This window comes from Nitrosospira sp. CT, from assembly GCF_059489795.1.
Genome location: NZ_JCAHZJ010000078.1, coordinates 17959 through 35199, shown reverse-complemented (window position 1 = coordinate 35199; position 17241 = coordinate 17959). Strand labels below are relative to the sequence as shown.

Sequence of the window (17241 nt, the reverse complement as noted above, 5' to 3'; positions counted from 1 at the left end):
AGCCAAACCAGCCCTTCTGGAGTTTTTTATGAATATCAGCCGTAGGATAATACTCGGCTCAGTTATTGCTTCTTTTGCACTGGCTGGCTGCACTTCGCCAAAAAAGTCTTTTCTGGGGGCGTCTTTTCCAAGAGTTACCTATAGGGACATCGCCGAGCGGAATGTGCCGCTTCGGCTAAATCTCAGTGTCGAATTTCAGCGCAATGGCAAACACTTTCCCGAAGGCGATATCCCCCTGAAGGATTATGCAAATGCAATACTCAGGGATACGCGGGTAGTGGTGCCAGTGATTGATCGGGCGGAGGGAGAGGTCAGAGTGATCTTGAACAACATCGCTGATAGCGGAACGGTCGCATCGGAGGCTGCACGCACGAGGTACCCGTTGTGGGTAATTGGCAAGACCATTACCGATGCATATGAATTATCCATGTTCATCACGACCAAGGAGGGGGCGATCAGCCGGACAGGAATAAAACAGGCTGTCCATACCGCGATTGGCAATATGAGCATACCGGAGAATGTGATGAGTTTTCCTCAGGACCAGGCCTTCGGAAAAGTGCTGGAACAGATGATTCTGCAGGCCCTGATGGAGATGCAGCAAAGTGGAGAGCTTACATGGTTGAGTTTGCCCGTCATCGTTTTATCGGAAGAAGCAACGCATAGGTATTGGCTTAGTGCCCCGGCAGAACATGTCTTCGAAGCGGCTCGGTAGCCGGCCCCTCGATTACCGCGCCATCAGGGGCGAAACGGCTTCCGTGACAGGGGCAGTCCCAGCTTTTTTCCACCGCGTTCCAGTGCACCCTGCACTTCATATGGGTGCAAACAGGCGAAACGGCAAACAATGTCCCCTCGGTATCTCTGTAAGCAGCAAGCGATTCACTTTCGAATTTGACGATCGCAGCCTTGCCCGGCATGAGTTGGGACAGTGGTATAGCCTCCCGGTCGGTGATGTAGTCCTTGATGAAGGACTTCATTACCGTGATATTTTCCTCGACCATCCCCTTTATGCCTTTCACTGGTTCAAAGCGGCTTGCCTGGACAAGGGGAGCAAAAGCGTTGTCACGCCCCGCAATCTGGTCAGCAATGAGTGAGGCCGCAAGAGTTCCATAGGTGAGGCCATCGGTTTCAAATCCGGTCGCGATGAAGCAATCCGTTGCGTCGCGGCCGATGTATGGCAGACCATCGGCAGCGCTGTAATTCTGGGCTGACCATCGGTAATCAATTTCCTTCATGCCAAGATATTCGCTTGCTGCCGTTTCCAGCCGGTCGATGCTGGTCCTGGTATCCTGCTGGCCGGTTTTATGCTCTTCGCCGACACAGATGAGGTATGTCGCATCCTCGACATCCAGGGTACGCACCGAAAGCCTCTCCAGGCCGCTGCTCCAGAAGATTCCTGCGGGATATGTATCCCTGGTAATGCGCTTGGCAAGGCCGTATTCCCGGTTCACCACCATTTCGGTCTGCACGAGGTGAATACCTTTGGGCGAGTGAGTTGCGAGCACAATTTCCCTGGCGGTTACCGTGCCATTAGCGGTACGTACGACACGCTTATCCGCATCCACTTCCAGAACCATCGAATTTTCGAAAATGCGGCAGCCCTGTTTTGCCGCCTGCTGCGCGAGTTCGCGAACATATGTCTGCGGATGGAACTGAGCCTGGTTATCCAGAACCAGCACTCGTCCATGTGGGGCGGGAAAAGGGTGCGGAAGCTTGTCTTCCAGACGCACCGATAATCCTGCACTGAGCGAACCTTCGTACTCCTGTTGCACGCGATCCTTTCCACCTGCTGAGGTAGCGTAGCGGTATAATGGGCAACGCCGGAATCCGCAGGCGATATTGTATTTTCGCACGCGCTCCTCGATCTGATCCACTGCCTGGCGCCGGGCAGTGGTGACGGCGTGGGCGACATCCCTATCCCATCGCTCGACAATGGGATGAATACCACGGCTTAAGGTTTCGTAGAGGTTGCCAGTGGAGTTTCCTGTGCTGCCGAAACCGCAGTCCCGAGCTTCCAGCAACACCGACGCGACGCCTTGCTCAGCCAGATTCAAGGCCAGGGATACGCCGGTTATCCCGCCACCCACAATCACGACATCCGTAGTGATCTCTTCCTGCAGCATCGGGAAACCAGGAGAGGGTGCTGTGGCACGCCAGACAGAAGTTGTGTCCATCATGAATCCTTTTTATTCGACATTTTCAAGTTATGGGGTATCGGCTTCAAGGAATTACCCCAACCCGTGCTCAACTCCCTAAAGTATTGGCAGTGGCTTTTAAAAGCTCTCTTCCACGGAATAATAGATGTGGAAGATTGATCGTTAGCATTAATGATTTGCTGGGGTTTTTCTGTACGCTATGGCACAAAGCGCCTGCCAGAAATCAATGGCCGGAGTACTCCGGCCATTGATTACACCGGACTAAACAACTAGTTGATGACCTTGTGTACTCTGTAGAGCATTTTGTCGAGTTTATGCGGTAGTTTGATTTTTTGTATCAGTGACTCGGCAATGGTAGGGGTAAATTGATTGGCCAACAATGCAGCGAGAGGTCCAGCGGCGGCTGCTGCGGCAAGCCAAGGCATGCTAATGCCCAACCCAAAGTAAATTCCCACCCCTGGTAGGGCAGCGAGTGCGCTCGTGCCGACAGTGAACAGTTTTGCCAGTTTTTTCTCCTTTGCGATAAGATCAAAGGATTCGGACTCAATAGCATTGTATTGGCTGATCAAGTCCTGGAGTTCGGGTTTCCTGCCATCTACATGCGAAGCAGAGCCAAATTGGCGCAGGATTTCCGCTGTTGCTTTGAGCCGGGAATGGTTGCGCTCCAGAACATCGATGAGTGAATCGATCATTTCATCGGTGAAGACAATCTGTGCCGGGTCCTGGTTGAGGCGTATTTTCAGGGAGGCGATACTGTCCGGGTTCAGAGGCGAATTTTTGTCGAACAGGCAATAAAGCAGCTGGTCGATGAGTTCATCATATTGCGGGTCATCGTGAACAGGGTCCGAGGGGTAGACGTGCAGCCGCATCAGCTCCTTATATTCGTCCGGCATAATATTGTAAGTGGTGCCGAATGAGGCTGTAATCGGTGCGGTGAAATTAAGATGACATATGCGTGCCAGGTGCATGAATTTTGCCATATCCCCGACCGAGTGCCCCGCACGTCCATACGCTTCCGTAAGCTGCTGATTGATCTGATAAGGGAGATAACCTTCCACCGAGCGCAGGTATGCGTAGTGCCAGAAAGTGGCATCCGGGTTCGAGCGCCTGCCCCGAAAATAGCTTTCCTGCACCCGCCGGTCGTTATCCGGCAATCTTGAATAGTCCAGGCAGACGTGCTTGAGTGTTTGCGCTGCCTCGGCATGATAGTTTTCGTATTGCAACGGCTGGCTGGTTTTGTTGCCAGAGCCGATACGTTGGCCGGTTTTGGTAATCGCCGCGTCGAAGATACTTTTGCGTATCGCGCTGCCGAAATACACCGCGTTCGGGGCTTCGGTAAAAATCTGTTCAAGCCTGGCTTGATAGGCCATATGGCCAGCGAGACCATTCTGCAGGTCGGAATCGTAATCCCGCAGATTCAGGTAAATGAATCCTTTCCGTGCGAGCTTGCATAGCGAGGATAGGGATAGACCGAAGGGTGCGGGGGATTTCAGGGTTTCCAGTGTAAGATCGACCGTCAGTTTCGGCTGAGTCATCAGTTGTAGCGGGAGCGGAAGGGAGTCGATCCAGCTTCCCGTTTCGTTGGCAATCGTTCCGAACCCCTTGATCACCGCCGCCATCGTATCCCTGGAAAAATCGGCGAAGTCGGAAATATTCAGGTTCCCGAGCAGTTTTCGAGCCATAGCTGCCTGTGCAGCTTCATGCTGCTGCTGATCATGCCGTTTTATGAGATCATCAGGTGTCATGAGAAGCTTGCCGAAGATATTTATTGGGGTTGGGATGGGTCATTATCGTTCCGATCGCTCATTGTTATTACGTTGGGACAAATATGTTATATGTTTTTTGGTAAAGGATAGGTTTCGAGTTTGATCGGCTTGTAAACTTCCTCTCATCGAGGCTCTCTCCAGTCCTTTCCAGGAAGCGGGAGTTTGATTGAGGGCTCTCCTCCAAAGGATGGAAGCGGAGTGACACACCCGGGCATTGAGTCGAGAATCTCTTCTGGCAGATCGTCTAGCGAAAGAGAAGGTATCTATTTAATCTGAATGGAAAAGAACGGTATGAAACTGGAATCTCTGGCATTGCATTACGGATATAAATCAGAAGCTTCGACGAAGGCTGCGGCGGTACCGATTTATCAGACGACTTCCTACACATTTGACAATACGCAGCATGGAGCTGACCTGTTTGACTTGAAGGTGCCGGGAAATATTTATACACGGATAATGAACCCGACCAATGCGGTGCTGGAGCAGCGTCTGGCAGAGATGGAGGGTGGAGTGGGTGGACTGGCGGTTGCGTCAGGGATGGCGGCAATCACTTATGCCGTCCAGTGCATCGCTAATGCCGGCGACAATATTGTGAGCACCAGCCAACTGTATGGGGGTACGTACAATCTGTTTGCGCACACTTTTCCCAGGCAGGGAATCGAGGCGCACATGGTATCGCACGATGATTTTGATGGAATCGAGCGATGCATAGACGATAAAACCCGGGCAGTTTTTTGTGAATCCATCGGAAACCCCTCGGGAAATGTTGTCGATATCGAGAAGATCGCCGAGATTGCCCACCGGCACGGGGTGCCCCTCATTGTTGACAGTACGGTTTCCACCCCTTATCTATGTCAGCCTTTCAAGCTTGGAGCGGATATCGTGGTGCATTCGCTGACGAAATATATCGGTGGACATGGTACGACGGTCGGAGGAATGATTATCGATTCAGGGCAATTCGACTGGATAAAGCATAAGGACCGCTTCCCCTTGCTGAACGAGCCTGACCCTTCATACCACGACGTTGTTTATACAGAAGCATTTGAAGCCGCGGCTTTTATCGGTCGCTGTAGGGTTGTGCCATTGCGCAACACGGGTGCAGCGCTGGCGCCCCATAGTGCATTTTTGATACTGCAGGGGCTGGAAACACTGGGTTTGAGAATGGAGCGGCACTGCGAGAATGCCTTGAAGGCGGCGCAGTATCTGGAAGCGCATCCCTTGGTAGAGCGTGTTAATTACGCAGGTTTGCCCAGTAGTAAATATTATGACCTCTGTAACAGGATCAGCAAGGGGAAAGCATCCGGCCTGCTGAGTTTTGAGATCAAGGGTGGAGCGGTTGCCGGCAGCGAGTTTATCGATGCGCTGAAGATGATCCTGCGGCTGGTCAATATCGGCGATGCCAAATCGCTCGCCTGTCATCCTGCATCAACCACCCACAGGCAGTTGAGCTCTGAAGAATTGAAGGCTGCGGGGGTTTCACCGGGTCTTGTGAGGATATCGGTTGGGATTGAGCATATTGACGATATCATCGAGGATATCGCGCAGGCACTTGATTCAGTTACCTGACTTTACGCTTTGTTCAACCGGTCTGCCAGGATGCCTCCTGAAGCATCGAGATGGAGCGGTCCAGGAAAAGTTCGATTTTTCGCTTGAGATCAGCTGACATCGTGATTCGCCGGGATCGCTGATCCTGTGGGTCCATTCGCTCGATGAGCAAACCGTGATCAATGGCTGTCTGGATATATTTGATTGCTGTCCGCTGGCTGATGTGCGGCATGAGCTTATATAACTCGGATTTTCGGAAGGTATCGTTCGCTGAACTGTTAATCTTGAGCCACATCTGCGTGAAAAGGTCGTAGTAATTCAGGTCATGGAAAAGCTTGTTCCCCAGCACCTCTATCCAGTATTGATCGAGATCTGTCAGCAGTTGAACGAACTGGCGGCGCTGGGCGTTTGACTGCTCATAAAGTCCGGTCATTTTTCCTTTCTCTTCCTTCCCTTTGTTTTGGAACCGTAGGCTTTATTATATTGGCAGAATAATACACATATACATGCACTTTTACATGTATAATTACTATATCAGATTTGACTTGCCTCTACGGTGGGAGCCTGTGGTTTCCGGCTGACGGGGACGCGAAGACGTAAACTGTTGCGAGCTATAAAACCATGTTCACGAAAATCGAGAAAACATGCTTTCGCTATAAAGGTGGGCTGCTCCCGAGCGTTTCAGCCTTGCTTTATTGTCATTTGAGCTATATGGGAGGCCTCGCGCTTATCCTGTCCCTGCACCCGGTTCTTATGGTGATTGGCACGTTTGCCGTGGCTCACGCTATGGTGATTGCCTCGTACCTGATTCATGAATGCGGGCACAACACGTTGTTCAAATCACCACAGCATAATGCGCTGCTGGGTAGCATGTTGAATTGGTTGACGGGGGGGTGCTACGGCACTTTCGCAGATCTGCGGGAAAAGCATATGCGGCATCATGTCGATAATGCGGATGTGGTCGAGTTCGACTATAGGGATTATCTTGCCCGTCATCCTATCCAGCGTAAATTTGTGGAAGTGCTGGAGTGGCTGTATGTGCCCGCTATAGAGCTTCTTATGCACGCCGTGCTCGTTTTTGCGCCATTCCTTTTTGAAGAGAAGAAAGATCAACGGCTTCGGACAGCGAAGGTTATTCTTGTCCGGTTCAGCTTGCTTGTGATGCTATTCGTGTATTCTCCACTTGCCTATCTGTGTTACCTGATCGCCTATATCATATTTCTGACAATCCTGCGCTTCATGGATGCGCTTCAGCATAATTATGACATTATTATAGGATTCGATAACAATGCGGAACTGATAAAATACCGGGGTGATCGGAATTATGAGCAGTCTCACACATTCAGCAATCCGGTTTCGATCAGACATCCATGGTTGAATCTCATTACTCTGAATTTTGGCTATCATAATGCCCACCACAGCCGGCCGACCACGCCCTGGCACGAGTTGCCGAAGCTGCACAAAGCGCTGTATGGGGCGCAGTATGAGAGCCGGGGGCCGTTTGTCATCCCGTTCCGGAAACAACTCGGGAGCTTCCATAAGAGCAGGGTTGCCCGCGTAATGGGTGATGACAGGGAAGCGCAAGGGAATCTTTTCGCACATCGGCTTCAAAATGGCTCTGCTGTCGGCGCGAACGGCGTATCTTTCCTGACTCCATTCTAAAAACTGCTGCCAGCGCCGCAAGTTTCTTTGCGGCAATGGGCGCTTTCCCTTATCGCTTTATCGCTAAAGTCATCTGCTATGGGCGACAAGAGGTGATCCACGATTAACAGTCAGATCAGAGCATCAGTTTCGCCTTGGCAAGTACCGGTCCAGAAAATCCAGTATGCGATTTTCGTATTCTCTGCCTGCGTAGGTATGCATATTGAAATGTCCTCCGCCCGGAACAATCCATAATTCTTTTGGCTGACGGGCAGCAGTAAACAGCCTTTCGGTTTCTGCTACTGTCGTATGCCGATCGTCAGTCCCTGAAATCAGCAGAAGAGGCGAGCTGAGATTCCCGATGCGGTCGATCGGATTCAACTCGTCGGGATTTACATCGAGACGAAAGGAGAGCTGCCATAGCAGCAAGGGGGAGAAAACCGGCCCGAAGTTTCCAAGGTGAAGTCTGAGGCGGTTGTCCACTGCTTCATCAATGGTAGGATGGAGGGATTCAAGCACCATGGCATCGAGCCGCGGTGGATTTTTCGCGAGTACAATCGCGGCTGCACCAAGCGAGACGCCAATCGCGCCGATTCGTTCGCCCGGAAAAGTATTACGCAGCCAGACGATAGCCGCTTCCACATCTTCAGCTTCCTGGATGCCGAAGGTGATGCGTTCTCCCGGCGTTTCACCGTGCGCCCGAAGATCGATGAGGAGAGCGCCATATCCCTGCCGGTTCAAAAACCGGGCGCGGCTCAGCATTTCCACCCGATTGCTCCTGAGAGAATGAACCAGCAGTACCATGCCACGTCCGCGTACTCCGTGCACCAGCCATCCATGCACGTTTGAGCCTGCTTCGTGGGCATCAGTGTAGACGGGAATCTCCACCGGTTCGACTGGCAGGTCGATCGAGAGCGTATTCACCGCGGTGGGTACTGCTCCGGACAGGAGTTCGCCCACTCCAAGCGCTGCCAGCAAGATGACAGCAATGCAGGAGGAAAAGAAAAAAATCCCGATCAGAATCCAGCGACGCATCTTATAAGAAAATAATGGATCTGTCTCAGACAGGGGGATGCGGCTGTGTCTAGGCTTGCCATAAGTGTCCTATACAAGACTTGCCTCTTCCGTCCATTAAGCTTGATTAATGAGAGAGGGTGGCGTCAGGAGGTTAAGCCCGGTGCCAAAATCGACATATTTAATGGCAGGATCTAGTCTGATACATGCTCTTCGAGAATCTATTTCAAGACGTGCAGGATTGTGCAATTCCACCGAGTATGCTGGATGCAAGTGTCGTACCTTGCACTCGTGCTGCAATTTTCGCAAACGCCGTCTCCCTGGTGGTAGAGATATCATCACAAAAAGGCGAAAAACCGCAATCGTCAGTTGTTCCCAGCTGCTCAACCGGTATGAACTCCGCTGCTTCCACGATAAGGCCACAGATGTGCTCAGGCCTCTCCACTTCCGGGTTGATTGGGGAGGTTACTCCAATAAAAATTTTTTGATCCGGCTTTAGATGAGCCCGAATCATATTAAGGATACGTAGACGGTCTTTCTCACCAGAAAAGGCTATATAAAAGTTTTTTGCCTTCAACTGAAATAACTTTGGCAAGAGCTGAGAATAGTCGATATCGGCACTGTGCGTAGAATCGCGGTCGCCTCCAGGACATGTGTGCACGCCTATTCTGGAAAGCTCATCTGAACTAAATCGGGATAGCGCCATATTATTAAGATCAATAAAACTGTCCAGAAGTCTTCCTGTGGGATCAATTTTCAGTGCCAGTCGCCCCTCGGTAAAATCGATCTGGACTTTGTGCGCCCCTTTATGGAGGCAGCGTCGCACCTCGGTTTCGTGTTCGTTCAATAAATCCTCGATAAACTGATCTCGAGAGTATCCCTCAATTTCTTGGGCGGGGTACATTAAACTTAATGCAGAAGGGGAAATAACAGCCTGTTTTACAGGTAGATTTGTGTAACGCATGGCTGTTTCGAGATAATAATCTGCATATATGCGATACCGGAATGGTCCTTTTTTCAACATTGGCATCCTTCGACTATGTCCCGCGGAGAAGGGGATAACAAAGCCTTCCGGCGTCGTATTTTCCAGTCCATCGACGCAATACGTCCAAAAGTTGTGATATTTACGCTGTTCGCCATCGGTTATAACAGGGGAACCCGTCGCTTCAAATCTTCTGATAGTCTCTATTACTGCCGTTTCATATAGGTGATCAAGTGCGGAATCCATCCCCGGGTGCCAATCCTTGCTCTCAATGGTCCGGATGAGCTCGAGAGGGCGGGGAATGCTTCCGATCGGCTCGGTCGGTATTGTCAACATGATATATTTCAAGTCCCGTTATAGCTGTGTTTTTCAAAAATCCATTAAATTGAGTTTTTCTGACTCCTTCTGGCTTTACGCTGGCGCGCGAAGCCTGAAGTTATGCCATACACTTATTATTATTTGGGGTTCTGGCGTATTTTTCAAGTCCCCGCAGACCTGGAGATTGAGCTATATACGATAGGGGATTAGGCAGAAAAGCGCCTGGGAATGTCAGGAAATGCGGAGAAGAGTCAATGGGAGAAGAGTCCGTTCAAGCGGCGTAAACGGAATTACGTCCCCCTTGGTGATAAAGGAGAGAATTCTTTCTTATATAGAAGCAAAAAAACTTATTGAGCTTCCACCTTCCATGAGAGCTGCGTTATGAGAGGGAGTGGCCGGGCACGAGGGCTGTGACAGCTGCAATCAATTTGAGCGTGTCCAGGGGCTTGATGATATGTTTCTGGTAGCCTGCAATCAGCGCTTTTGTCCGGTCTTCGGGACGTGCAAAGCCGGTAAGCGCAATTGCTGGTGTGGATGAGCCGGCATTTTTTGGCATGCTTCTTACTTCCCGGATAAACTGATATCCATTTTTGCCTGGCATGCTGATATCGCAAATTATCACATCCGGTCTCTTTGCTTTTAGAATTTCCAGGCCTTCTGCGGCATTCCCCGCAATGATTACTGTGCCGCCTTGCGTTGTAAGGGCCTCTTTCGCAAATTCAAGAGAATCTCTCTCATCGTCGATGACCAGAAGCGTGAGGCCAGTGAGCGGGAGGGGTGTGTCGTCGCACTCTAATAGAATACCGGTTTGATTCTCGATTCCAGTCCCAGTATCGCGATGCTGAATCAAAGGAAGGCTGACAGTAAAAACTGAACCTTTACCTTCTCCGTCGCTTTCGGCAATCACGGTGCCTCTGTGAAGCAAGACCAGTTCCTTCACAATGGCAAGTCCCAGACCGAGCCCGATCTGTTGCCGACTGGCAGGAGAATCAGCCTGCCGGAAGCGATCAAAAACGTGGGGCAGAAACTCTCGTTTGATGCCGATTCCCGAATCCTTTACCTTTACTTCAGCGCGAGAACCCACCCTCTGAACATGGATTTCTACTTCCCCTTCCTCCGGGGTAAATTTTATGGCATTAGACAATAAATTCCACAGGACTTGCTGAAATCGGTTTTGGTCGGCCAGGACAACTCCTACCTCAGAATCGATTATTTTTCGTAGCCGAACTTTTTTTGCCTCCGCCACTGGCGCCGCCGAGTCTACAACGACTTCTGTAAGACTTGAAAGATCAATTCTCAGCAGTTCCAAGGTAACCTTTCCGGCATTGATCCTGCTCATTTCGAAAAGATCCTCGATAAGCTTGTTTTGGATCCTAGCGTTTCGCTCGATGGTCTCAATTCCTTTACGAACACTCTCGCTATTCATTGTTCCCTGTAAAATAAGCTGGGACCACCCGAGAATGGCATTGAGCGGGTTCCTCAATTCATGTGACAGCATTGCGAAAAACTCATCTTTGGAGTGATTGACTCGCTCCGCGTCTTTACGCGTTTCCCGCTCTTTTGCAAGAGAGCGCTCCAGTTCTTCGGTTTTCATCTTTGTTTCGTGGATGTCCATACAATATCCTGTCCACATCCAGATCCTGCCGACAGCATCACGAATCGGTACGACGTAGGATGAGTGCCAGCGATAGCTGCCCGTTACGTGTCTGAGCCGATTTTCTACCGAGAATGGCTCGCCGGTTCGTAGGGATTGCTTCCACCGTTTTAAATTCTCTTCTCTGTCCTCGGTGTGAATAAGATCAACCCATGCCCAGCCTACCAACTTCCCCAGGCCAACCCCCGCATATTCGAACCAGCTCTCGTTAAAGTAATCCTTGGTGCCATCGACCCGCGCAGTGAATATTTTTAGAGGAGTTTTTTCAGCGACAACGCACGTCCGACATGCGGCTTTCCGCTTGTATGCTTCCTGGTATAGGTGTACAGGCATTTTCCTGAACTCCAACCTCTCCTTTTCGATGGTACTTGTAGCACGAAGAATGGTGAGCGAATGATCCAATTGTCTAGTTTTATCTTGCAAATCTAATTTTGCTTGTTCAAGAACTCGCTCGGCCTGGAGACGAGCTCTCAGAATTGTCTGAGCAGTTTGCAAAGCAACCGATCGCAGTAAAGCCTCTTCATTATCTTTTTTTGACATCGGCTATCCTTTCCTAGAGATGCTGATCGCACTACGATCGGGAATCGCTAAATGAAGCTACAGGCCCCGGCTTCGAGGTACGGCGGCGGGAGATTGAACAGAACGGGTGTAACGGTTCAAGTGAAATGAAATGGGGTGCAATGCTACTGAGCAAAGAGGAAGCTGTTGCAGATTGTTCTTGCAATGCAGCTAGGATTCGTTGCATAACATGTACTGTACCACGTCACGCGGGCAAACGTGGAAATACTGTAGAAGTCGCCGCGCCGATATAATCGGAGTTGGTCTGGGATATTAGACCCAGAGCCACGTCCCTTCCGCATCAACTCGCATGACTAAGTATTTATTTACCCGCCCGCGCTAGCTACTCGCTGTTTTTGCTCGCGCCATCAGACTTTCGATGGAAGCGATCAGTTCTTTTGATTCCACAGGTTTGGAGAGGTGCACTTGATAACCCGCCATTCTTGCAAGGGCACGATCTTCCGAATGCGCAAACGCGCTCAGTGCAATCGCCGGTGTCTCCCCTCCTTGGATTGCGGGAAGCCTTCTCACTTCGCGAATAAACTGGTAGCCGTCTTTTCCCGGCATGCCGATATCGCTGATCATCACATCCGGCATCTGGCTCTTCAGTATCAACAGTCCTTCCATGGCGTTTGCTGCAGTGATGATCTCAGCCTGGTGCTGCGCGAGCACCTTATGGATGAGCTCACGCGCGTCTCGATCGTCGTCAATGACGAGAATCCTCATGCCGGAGAGGAGGGAACTGCCATCCCTCTTGACGGAAAATGTGGCGGCAGGCAGCTGTTGTTTCTCTTTGTCGTCCTCGACCGGGGCAAGCGGCAACGTGACGATAAATGAGGCTCCGTGACCTTCTCCCTCGCTCTCTGCGCGAACTGTTCCGCCATGCAGTTCCACAAGTTGCTTCACGATGGCCAGTCCCAAGCCCAGACCTCCATGATTTCGCGTGATGGAAGAGTCAGCCTGCCGGAAACGATCAAAAACGTAAGCAAGGAATTCGGTTTTGATACCCACTCCGGAATCTTTTACGATAATCTCAAGCTGCGACGCGGCAGGTTGTACGGTAACCTCTATAGTGCCGCCTTTAGGCGTAAATTTGACAGCATTGGAAAGAAGGTTCCAGATTATCTGCTGAAGACGATGGTTGTCACCTAGAACTCGTCCTGCAGTGGCATCGATCGTTTCTCGGATACATATTCCTTTAGCTTCGGCTGCGGGTGCAACGGATTCGACTGCTGCTTCGATTATTGCACTTAAGTCCAGTTCCTGTACATCCAATCGAATCTTGCCAGAGATGATGCTGCTCATTTCGAGAAGATCTTCGATAAGCTTGTTCTGTGCCCGCGCGTTTCGCTCGATGGCCTCCAGACCACGCTGAATATCTTCCTTTTTCATTGTTCCCTGCAAGATGAGCTGCGACCACCCGAGGATGGCATTAAGGGGTGTTCTGAGTTCGTGGGACAGGGTTGCAAGGAAATCATCCTTGATGCGGTTCGCGTGCTCAGCTTCGCTTCGTGCAATCCGTTCGTTTTCAAGAAGCTGTTTCTTTTCATCGTTCGCGCGCTTGAGCGTATCGATATCCGTGTTTGAACCGACCCACATGGATATATACCCTTTTGCATCGCGCCGAGCCTGTGCCTGAAGCAGGTGCCAGCGATAAGTGCCATTTGCCTGGCGGAAACGGCATTCCATGTGGAGGGGCTCGCCGGTGTTGAGCGAGTGTTGCCAGCGCTGCACGCCCTCCACCACGTCCCCTGCGTGGATGAGCTTGGTCCATTCCCAGCCCTGCATTTTCTCAGGGGCAAGACCGGTATAATCCTTCCATTGCTGATTGAAATAATCCACCGCCCCATCCGCTCGCGCAGTAAATACTTTCTGCGGCATAGCCTCAGCCATGAAGCGCAAACGCTCGGTACTTTCCTGCAGCGCTTCTTCGGCATGCTTGCGCGCCGTGATATCTCTAAAGCTCCATACACGGCCTACGCATAAACCCTCCAAATACTGAATCTTGGAAAACCGTTCAAACACCCTGCCATCGGTCAATTCCAGCAAATCATAAGTTTCCGCAGGCCAGGTTGCGTATATTTCTTCTATTCTTTCAAAGTATTGCTTCGGGTCCGCCAAGTACCTGCAGCTGAGCTTCTGCAGTTGCCTGTGCTCACGCACTTCAACGAGATCAGGGAGTTGAATCTGCCACATCTGCAGATACCGTTCGTTGTAGCGAAGCATATGGCCATACTCATCGGTAACCAGAATTCCATCGGCAGTGGATTCTATGGTTGCTCGCAGGATAGATAGCGATTCATCAAGCTGCTTCGTCTTATCCTCAAGAGCCCTTTTAACCTGCTGGAGCTCATGCTCGACCCGTTGGCCGGCCTGAAGTACGGCGTTCGTATGCAAGGCAACTGAGTGCGGCAGGTTTTCATCATTATTATCCATTATCTGTTTCATTCCCCTTTATGAGGTTTGTCCAAGCCAGGGTAGTTTTACAGCAAGCGGTAATCACGAGCAGCAGACACACGTGTAAACTGATCTGTTCAAGAATTTGACATTCATATATGGAGGAGGTTTTACTTATTGGGTTTCTGCAAACTCAAGACTGACTCTGACAGCCGGCCGTCATGGGTGATTCAAACAGGACTTGAGGGAGATTCTGCCTTGTTGATGTCGTGGTTGTGCGGCAGCAAGGAGGGGAAATGTGTTCCTTGTATATGGTGTGGCGAGAATTGGAGCATTTTACCGGACATTCGCATTAGAGCAGAGCGTCTCCAGAGCATATTGAAGTCAGTCAGGAGTCGGAAATTTGGAGAGCTTCGTTCAGGTTCCGGAGCATGAGTTATGCTAGGCTTTGAATAGGATTCTCTGCAATGCGTAATATCAATATTGTGTCAGAAAGAGGAGGGGATGAACGAGCGGGAAACCACAAACTCAGCGGAATTGCCCGAGTGGCTTCGAGGGAGCGAAATGGGTGAACTGATTTTTGCCTATGATTGGATTGATTCGGGTCTTGGACCTATATCGGCATGGTCGCCTGCTCTTCGATTCACAGTCAGCATGATGTTGCTGATGCCTTCGGCCGTCCTGTTACTGTGGGGACCGAAACTGATACAGATCTATAACGATGGTTATCGCAATCTGATGGCTGCCAAACATCCGGATGGATTGGGGCAACCCGTTCCGGAGTGTTGGCCGGAGGTATGGCATTTTCTGGCCCCCATCTGTGAGGGGGTGATGGAGCGGTGCGAGTCCTTCAGCTTTGATGATCAACCGCTCATCATTAATCGAACCGGAAACCCTGAAGAGGCTTTTTTCAAACTCACCTACAGTCCCATCCCCGATATCAAGGACAGCTTTTCCAGGGGTGCCTCCCAGGATGCGAAGCAAACTGGGGTGTCGGGCGTGCTGGTGACGGTAACCGAGACAACGGAGCTTGTCCGGGCACGTGCTCATAAAGTGGAGAAAATCAGGTTCAAGGAGGCATTGGCTGAGCAGGCGCTTCGTGAGAGCGAGCAGCGCTTCCGGCAGGCACTCGAGATTGAGACGGTTGGAATTATTTTCTTCAATAGCGAAAATCGGATTACTGAAGCGAACGACGCCTTCCTGGAGATGAGCGGCTTCAGCCGGGAAGATGAGCGGGCAGGGGTGCTGCAATGCGATGAGCTAACTCCGCCGGAGTGGCAAATGACTACTTCCCGGGCTGCAGAGGAACTCAAGGCAACAGGACGTGCCGTCCCTCATGAGAAGGAGTTATTTCGCAAGGATGGGTCCCGCTGGTGGGCGTTAATCGCGATGAAGCAACTCAACGGCAACGAGGCGGTAGCATATGTGGTCGACATAACGGAACGCAAACGCGTCGAACGTAGCCTGCGCGAGAGCGAGGCAAGATTCCGTGCGCTGGCCGAGGCTTCCCCAGCATTCATCTGGCAGGTGGATCCACAAGGAAATGCGGTTTATCTTAACCAGCGCTACCAGTACATGTTTGGGAGGAGCCTGGAAGAGCTGATGCCGACCGGATGGCGCCGACTTCTCCATCCTGACGATGCACCGGCGTATCTTGCCGCATTCGAGCGGGCGCTGCATGACCGTGCGCGTTTAAGACATCGGGTCCGGGTCAGGACGGCCGAGGGAGAGTGGCGCTGGCTGAAATCGTATGCCTTGCCGTGGTTCACCGCCAGAGATGAGTATGCGGGGCATGTGGGCATATCGATAGACATTACTGAAGCAGTAGCTGCGGAAACCGCTCTGCTGGAGGCCGACCGCCGCAAGGATGAGTTTCTGGCTACGCTGGCGCATGAATTGCGTAATCCCCTTGCACCGATTGTCAGCGCCCTGACAATCATTGCACGCCCCCATGGAGCGGCCGAAATACCTCGTCTGTTGCCCGTTATCAGCCGGCAGGTCAACTACATGGTTCGACTGGTTGATGATCTCCTGGAGATATCGCGCATCACCAGCGGAAAGGTTGAATTGCGCCAGAAACCCACTGATCTGGCCATTGCCTTGCACAATGCAGTCGAGGCCAGTATGGATCAGATAAGGGAGAAGGAGCTCGAATTGAGCGTATCCATCACCGATACACCTTTGATTGTATATGGGGACATGGTGCGCCTGGAGCAGATCTTCGCGAATCTGCTCAACAATGCTGTCCGTTACACCGGAAAGGGCGGCCAGATATGGCTTACTGCCCGCCAGGAAGACTACAAAGCTGTCGTGTCCGTGAAGGACAATGGTATAGGAATATTACCGGGAATGCTGCCGCGTTTATTCGATATGTTTGCGCAGGAGCGGCGCAGCGGCATGGGCGCTCAAGAGGGATTGGGCATCGGTCTCAATCTGGTGGACCGCCTTGTCCAGATGCACGGCGGCAGTGTCGAAGCCTGGAGCGAAGGGAAGGATAAAGGCAGCGAATTTACAGTGCGCCTGCCTTTGTCCGAGATCACTGCAGACGGAAAAAGCGGCCAATCCCCGAAGGCGGCTTTCGCACCGCATGAACTACGCGTGCTGGTAGTCGATGACAATCAGGACGCCGCGGAGGTCCTGTGTATGTTGTTGCAATCAATGGGGGTGGATGTCAAAGCAGTGGATAGCGGAGCTGTCGCACTTGCCACGATTCCCCATTACCTGCCTGATGTGGTTCTGATGGATATCGGGATGCCCGGGATGGATGGTAACGAAGTGGCACGACGTATCCGCGCACAGCCGCAGTTCAACAATATAAAGCTCATTGCGCTGACCGGCTGGGGTCAGGAAAAAGACCGACAGCTGTCGCACGAGAGCGGCTTCGACCATCATCTGACCAAACCGGTAAACTTCAAAGTCCTGACAGAACTGATTGCTTCGATCTAACCGTGCGTTTTGTCTTCCAGGTTGTCCGGCTGGTCTCGATTCGGGTGACCGAACTGTTTATCGTCATGCTAAGCTTCCTTGGCCCAATCACCTGAAAGTTTACCTGAGCCTGAACTTTGTGAATCCCGCCTTTCGAGCTATTTCATCACCTATGGCTCGACACACTCCCGTTAAGGAGTGGCAAGCACTCTTACCCCCGTGGATTCCGGATGCCCGCTATGTGCGATTCTGTACAGTCGAAATACGCGCCAGCTTCTAGTCTTGATA

The 17241-nt window shown here is 51.4% G+C and carries 11 protein-coding genes; 4 read left to right on the top strand and 7 right to left on the bottom strand.

All coding sequences use genetic code 11. From position 1 onward, the window contains the following. Positions 1-28 precede the first annotated feature (28 nt). The gene (locus tag AC52W5_RS14450) at positions 29-712 is read left to right on the top strand and encodes a hypothetical protein (RefSeq protein ID WP_495671516.1); all 684 of its coding nucleotides are present in this window, start codon (positions 29-31) and stop codon (positions 710-712) included. On the opposite strand, the gene AC52W5_RS14445 is transcribed toward AC52W5_RS14450, so the two are convergent. Further along, complete coding sequence (locus tag AC52W5_RS14445) at positions 672-2174, bottom strand: FAD-dependent oxidoreductase (RefSeq protein WP_495671515.1); 1503 nt, start codon at positions 2172-2174, stop codon at positions 672-674. The genes AC52W5_RS14450 and AC52W5_RS14445 overlap by 41 nt on opposite strands. A gap of 248 nt (positions 2175-2422) precedes the next feature. Then, complete coding sequence (locus tag AC52W5_RS14440) at positions 2423-3898, bottom strand: hypothetical protein (protein ID WP_495671514.1); 1476 nt, start codon at positions 3896-3898, stop codon at positions 2423-2425. Between the two features lie 312 nt (positions 3899-4210). Between AC52W5_RS14440 and AC52W5_RS14435 the strand changes: the two genes are divergently transcribed. Then, complete coding sequence (locus AC52W5_RS14435) at positions 4211-5485, top strand: O-acetylhomoserine aminocarboxypropyltransferase/cysteine synthase family protein (RefSeq protein WP_495671513.1); 1275 nt, start codon at positions 4211-4213, stop codon at positions 5483-5485. A 13-nt stretch (positions 5486-5498) separates the two neighbouring features. Here AC52W5_RS14435 and AC52W5_RS14430 read toward each other — a convergent pair whose 3' ends face one another. Further along, positions 5499-5897, bottom strand: a complete 399-nt coding sequence (locus AC52W5_RS14430) for a MarR family transcriptional regulator (protein ID WP_495671512.1) — start codon at positions 5895-5897, stop codon at positions 5499-5501. 188 nt (positions 5898-6085) lie between these two features. Here AC52W5_RS14430 and AC52W5_RS14425 point away from each other — a divergent pair, with 188 nt between their 5' ends. Continuing rightward, the gene (locus AC52W5_RS14425) at positions 6086-7126 is read left to right on the top strand and encodes a fatty acid desaturase family protein (RefSeq protein ID WP_495671511.1); all 1041 of its coding nucleotides are present in this window, start codon (positions 6086-6088) and stop codon (positions 7124-7126) included. A gap of 123 nt (positions 7127-7249) precedes the next feature. Here AC52W5_RS14425 and AC52W5_RS14420 read toward each other — a convergent pair whose 3' ends face one another. From AC52W5_RS14420 to AC52W5_RS14405, 4 genes are all read right to left on the bottom strand, one after another. Beyond that, positions 7250-8140 (bottom strand): alpha/beta hydrolase, encoded by an 891-nt coding sequence (locus AC52W5_RS14420; protein ID WP_074974581.1) that lies wholly within the window; start codon positions 8138-8140, stop codon positions 7250-7252. Positions 8141-8345: 205 nt separating this feature from the next. Continuing rightward, positions 8346-9437 (bottom strand): uroporphyrinogen decarboxylase/cobalamine-independent methonine synthase family protein, encoded by a 1092-nt coding sequence (locus tag AC52W5_RS14415; protein WP_495671510.1) that lies wholly within the window; start codon positions 9435-9437, stop codon positions 8346-8348. A gap of 361 nt (positions 9438-9798) precedes the next feature. Next, positions 9799-11406, bottom strand: a complete 1608-nt coding sequence (locus AC52W5_RS14410; protein ID WP_495671509.1) for a hybrid sensor histidine kinase/response regulator — start codon at positions 11404-11406, stop codon at positions 9799-9801. A 564-nt stretch (positions 11407-11970) separates the two neighbouring features. Then, entirely contained in the window at positions 11971-14067 is a 2097-nt protein-coding gene (locus AC52W5_RS14405) for a PAS domain-containing hybrid sensor histidine kinase/response regulator (RefSeq protein WP_495671508.1), read from the bottom strand. Between the two features lie 465 nt (positions 14068-14532). Here AC52W5_RS14405 and AC52W5_RS14400 point away from each other — a divergent pair, with 465 nt between their 5' ends. Continuing rightward, positions 14533-16974: a PAS domain-containing hybrid sensor histidine kinase/response regulator gene (locus AC52W5_RS14400; RefSeq protein WP_495671507.1), complete on the top strand. Its 2442-nt coding sequence runs from the start codon at positions 14533-14535 to the stop codon at positions 16972-16974. Positions 16975-17241: the final 267 nt, after the last annotated feature.